The sequence below is a fragment of the Dolichospermum sp. LEGE 00246 genome, assembly GCF_015207865.1.
Classification (GTDB): domain Bacteria; phylum Cyanobacteriota; class Cyanobacteriia; order Cyanobacteriales; family Nostocaceae; genus Dolichospermum; species Dolichospermum heterosporum.
In genome coordinates this window covers 1-4954 of sequence record NZ_JADEWA010000412.1, presented here as the reverse complement: position 1 = coordinate 4954, position 4954 = coordinate 1, and the positions used below count along the sequence as shown (strand labels likewise).

The following is a 4954-nucleotide window of genomic DNA, read 5'->3' as shown; positions in this document are numbered from 1 at the left end:
CATCTAGCTAACATTACCCCAGAAATGGGAGTTGGTTTCCAGGTTCCAATCAAAAATCTGGTTTCAATTTTAATATCCACAGCGGTTAAAACCGCTCGTGTCGTTTCCCTCTCAGGTCTAAAGACGCGCTCGTTTCCCACTTACCGGGTATTCTTATGATGAATAAGTAGGTTAGCATTGAAAATCGTCGTTATGGCAAGGCAAGAGGCAATCATGCAAGAGTGAAGAGGGTTTAGGACTCATCAACCTTCATGAATCAATTGCAGCAAAGCCTCCGTTGATATCTTGCCACTCATGTCAGTACCTTCCAAGAGACTATCCGCCAAATCTCGCTTGTGATGATGTAATTCCACAATCTTGTCTTCAATAGTATCCTTAGCCACCAGACGATAAATTGTTACCGGGCGTTGTTGTCCAATCCGGTGGGCGCGGTCAGATGCTTGATCTTCCACAGCCGGATTCCACCAAGGGTCTGTATGGATAACGTAATCAGCAGCGGTGAGATTGAGTCCTGTACCCCCTGCTTTTAAACTAATGAGAAAAACATCCCCATCTCCAGCTTGAAAGGCATCCACGCTTCTTTTCCGTTCCGCCATTGGGGTACTACCATCTAAATATTGATATTTAATCCCTTCTTTAACCAGATAATTGCGGATGATGTGCAAATGGTCAACAAACTGACTAAACACTAACGCCTTATGGCGATTTTCCAGCAGTTCACCCAGCACTTCACCAAAAAGCTGCAACTTAGAACTGGATAACTCAGTGTCAGGCATTACTAAACTAGGATTACAGCAAGCGCGACGCAGTTTCATAATTTCTGCTAACACTTGTAAATGCTTCTGTCCTGCATCTGCATTACTTTCAGTTAGTTTAGATATAGCTTGACGACGCAACGCTTCATAAAATGCTTTTTCCTCTTTACTTAATTCCACATGAAGCAGGATTTCAGTTCGAGAAGGCAATTCTGACAACACCTGATTTTTTGTGCGTCGTAATAGGAATGGTTGAATTAGTTTTTTCAGTTTATTACGTGCTTGTTTATCTTGATATCTCTCAATGGGATTTGCAAAGCGTTGATTAAAGCTTTCAAAAGAACCCAATAATCCAGGATTAATAAACCGGAATAAATTCCACAACTCACCCAGATGATTTTCAATGGGAGTTCCTGTTGTCAAAAGTTTAAAATTAGCTTTCAGGTTCATAGCTGCTTGGGAACGTTTAGTAGCCATATTTTTAATTGATTGGGCTTCATCCAATACAATCGTTTGCCACTGCACTTGAGCAAGCATCTGAGATACTTCTTCCTGCTGTAATAAACCATAACTAGATACCAACATATCCAATGGTTGTAACCCATCCAATAATTTTTGGCGGTTAGTGCCAGAAAATTGCATAATATTCAGAGTTGGGGCGAATTTCTGCGCTTCACTCACCCAATTCATGCAAACGGAAGTGGGGGCAATAATTAAAGTTGGTCCTGCATGGGCATTTCTAAGAATGACTGCTAATGCTTGTACGGTTTTACCCAATCCCATTTGGTCGGCTAAACAAGCGCCCACACCCCAATGTGCTAAACGTGCTAACCAGCAGAAACCATCCATTTGATAGTCCCGTAATTCGGCTTGAAACGTGGACGGGAGTTCTGGTTGCAGGTCTTGCACTTCCTTGAGTTTCTGAATATGTTCTTTCCAGTGTTTATCTGCTTTTAGCTTACCTACCTCATCCACAAAATCCTCTAATCCTAATGTGGCTAGGGGGTGAAAACGCATCCCTTTACCATGTTTTTCGGAAAACATCCGTAATTCGTCGAGACGCTTGCGAAAAGCTTGGGTTAAAGCCAAAAATTGACCATCACCCAGGGGAATAAATCGGCTGGGGGTTTTCTCTAAGAGTGCGAGGAGTTGCTGCATATCTAGCACTAGGTCGTCATTCAGTTTCAATTCACCGGTGGCTGCAAACCAATCTTGTTGACGTTGAATTGATAAATTAAAGTCTTTCAAATCTGCATTGTGACTAACCCGCAGTTTTTCCCCTTCTGGCCAAGCCATAACAACGCTGTTTCCCAGTGTTTGCAATTCTAGTAGCAGTTCTAAACAGTCCTCTGCTTCTTCTATTGTCCATTCACCATCTTGTTCTTCAATTCGCGTTAAGGTGGGACAGGCTGCTATAGCGGCTTTAGCTAGTTGTTTCTCTTCTGCTAGATTACGTTTAGTTTGCAGACGTTTACCTTCAATTTCGGCAATGACTGTTTCACCACCTGCACCGGGACGGAAGTATGGTCCACCTTGGGTAAAGGGACGGGATAATAGGGTGATTTTCAAGCCCGAATTGGCGGGTAAAAGGTGAATATGGGGTAAGGTTTGGGCGGGGACTTCTTCTGCATTTTCTAGTCCACCACCGATGTCAGAATGGACGGTAACGATACCAGAGACGGCATTAATGGCTGCTAAAACTTGCTTTTCGGCGATCGCAGGAACATTTAATTTGTTATCTTTACCAATAATCTCGGCAATGCGTCTGTGTTCAGCTTTAATTTCAATAACTTTGATGCGGGTAGGGGTTTCTTTAATATGCAGAATGTTCTGTGATTCTGGTAATTTGGGCGAAAATTCCAAGGTGAGACGACCTTGTTTTTCTTTTTTCACCAGTAGTTCTGGTTCTCCCTTGACAATTTCTACCCGGATATTAGGGGTATCTTCCCAAAAAACTACTGGGTGTCCAATTAAAGCTAAGATGGCTTTTTCGTTGAACATATAGTCAACTTTGCCATAATAGCCCTCGCTATATGTCTGAATACAACCACAGACACGCATATCTTGGGATGTGGCGTAATCAAAATCCGCTAATTCGCTGCTAAGACGTTTAAGGGCTATGGGACGACCTTTACTCCATTCTCCTTTAGCATTAACTTTTTGTTCCTTTGGTTGCAAGACACATCTGCTGGGATAGAAGGTAATGAACCATGCTAAACGCAGTTCTGATTCTGGTTTGCCAGGGGTTTGTGGTTGTTTCTGGATATTTGCGAGGGCATTGAGGCACATTTCCCAATCTGTTTGGGGTTGGATTACATCTACTATGGTTTGAATGCCGCTATCTTCTCTTAGTGCTGCTGCTTGTTGTTTATAGTTGCTGCTGGGTTTGAGTCGGGATAGGAGTTCCGCGCTTTCCATTGCCAACCAATGATGACAGGATGCGAGCGATCGCCTATATAATGGTTCTAGTATGTCAGGTAATCTTTTCTTAGCACTCTCAGCATCCATCCAATAAAGGCACAAAGAACAAAACAATGTTTGTAAGCTATTTTCTTCTTCCACCGAAGCAATATAGGCACTTACTACAAGTTCTTTTTGAGTAATATCACCTCGCTGAACTTGCAATACCATTTTCAGTCTGGCATAAACAAATGTCAGCCAATGATCTGATTCACGGGACATTAATGTGGCATACTCTTCTGCTTCTTTAAGGCGTTCTGCTGAACCATCTTTTAACAATGCTAGGATAAAAAATAAGCCGCCCATTGTATTAAAATATATTGAGCGTTTGCCTGTGGCTTTTTTTATAGCTTTGAGGGCATCTGTATAATATTTAATGGCTTGTTCATTTTCACCTCGAAGAAAATTCAACCAACCCCAATAAGTAGCGGTGTTATGTTGATATTTCTCTGATATCCGTTCTAAACTATCCTGTGCTTCTTCAGTATCACCCCGTAACAAGAATTGTTCTGTCAAAACCAGATTTAGATAATCTGAAGCATATTTTTCAGATTCACAACATTCTTCATCCAGCATCATAAACGCATCTTCGCAGTCAGCTAATTTTAATGCTGAATTGAAGAGGATGCTAGATATACCACGTTCATATAATTCTTGTGGTAAGGTCTTAAACCAATTTTCGTCAAATGGGTTATTGCATATCTGTTCAAAAATATTTTCTATGACTATTTTTTCTGTATGATTACTGTAATTTTGGTAATCTTCAATTTGCTTATTAATAAAATTAAGGTCTTGGCGGTAAAAACCAATGCGGATTTCTCTGATACACTGGCCCAGACTGCGGAACATCCGCGAATTCTTGTTCCAGTGATTACTTACAGGTAGTTTTTCCTCTACGGCTTTAACTAATATCTCAAATTTTCCCGTTTCTATTGCATGACGAGTAGCAATTTCCGTGAGTAAGGGATGGCATTCAGAACCTGATTTGTTTTCCTTGACTAGCAAACCTGCTATTACCAATTTTTCAATTTGGTAATTGAGGGTTGTAGTAGTCCAAGGTCTATTCTTTTCGTCTAAGGCAGCAGTTTGCGAAAGACAACTGAGGAGTGAACTTTTGTCTATCGGTGCATAAATTATCGAAAACAATTGGATAATCTTTTGGATAGCAGGGGATAAATCGAAGTATTTTTTAGCGAGTTGTGTTTGTAGTTGGGTGGAATTAGGGTTAAAATCAGGCATGGTACTAATAATTGACACCGTTGTTAGGTATCTGGTGTAGATGTGCAAAAGCAGTTGAGCTTTTAACTGGAATATTACCTTTTAGATTATCAGATGAATTGCTACATTTTCTCAAAGTTTGAACCATTAACCCGGTTCTGTCACTCTCAGAACACAATAATCGAATCCATCTTTTGTATACTGCAAACGGTTCATAGTTTAACCAAAGATGAAACCCCTCTGGTAAACCTCTCCTTTGCACCTCTACCTCTCCCTAACCCTCTCCTAAGAGGAGAGGGAAAAGGAATAATATTTAATACTGGAGAGGCTTTGAACCTTGTTCTTTGTATAATAAAAAAGTCCAGCTTCTAGCCGTTTTGAGTATAATTACAGGATTATTTCGTTTGTATAGCCGCGTTCGCATAGCGTGGCGTAGCTATATTATGTTTACCATATCTAGTAGTTCGTCAAAGTTATTTTGACGGATAATGATCGGAAAAAACTTCTGTTCTTCCCTCCCC

1 protein-coding gene is annotated in these 4954 nt (G+C 40.8%); it reads right to left on the bottom strand.

Going from position 1 to position 4954, the window contains the following annotated elements; all coding sequences use genetic code 11:
• Nucleotides 1-242 precede the first annotated feature (242 nt).
• Nucleotides 243-4454 carry a DEAD/DEAH box helicase gene (locus IQ228_RS21025; RefSeq protein WP_193964289.1) on the bottom strand — a complete coding sequence of 1404 codons (4212 nt, stop codon included), beginning with the start codon at nucleotides 4452-4454 and terminating at the stop codon, nucleotides 243-245.
• Between the last annotated feature and the right edge of the window lie 500 nt (nucleotides 4455-4954).

Bases quoted from the DNA above. Each gene is read 5' to 3' on its own strand.
- IQ228_RS21025 (WP_193964289.1), bottom strand. From the start codon at position 4,454: ATGCCTGATTTTAACCCTAATTCCACCCAACTACAAACACAACTCGCT.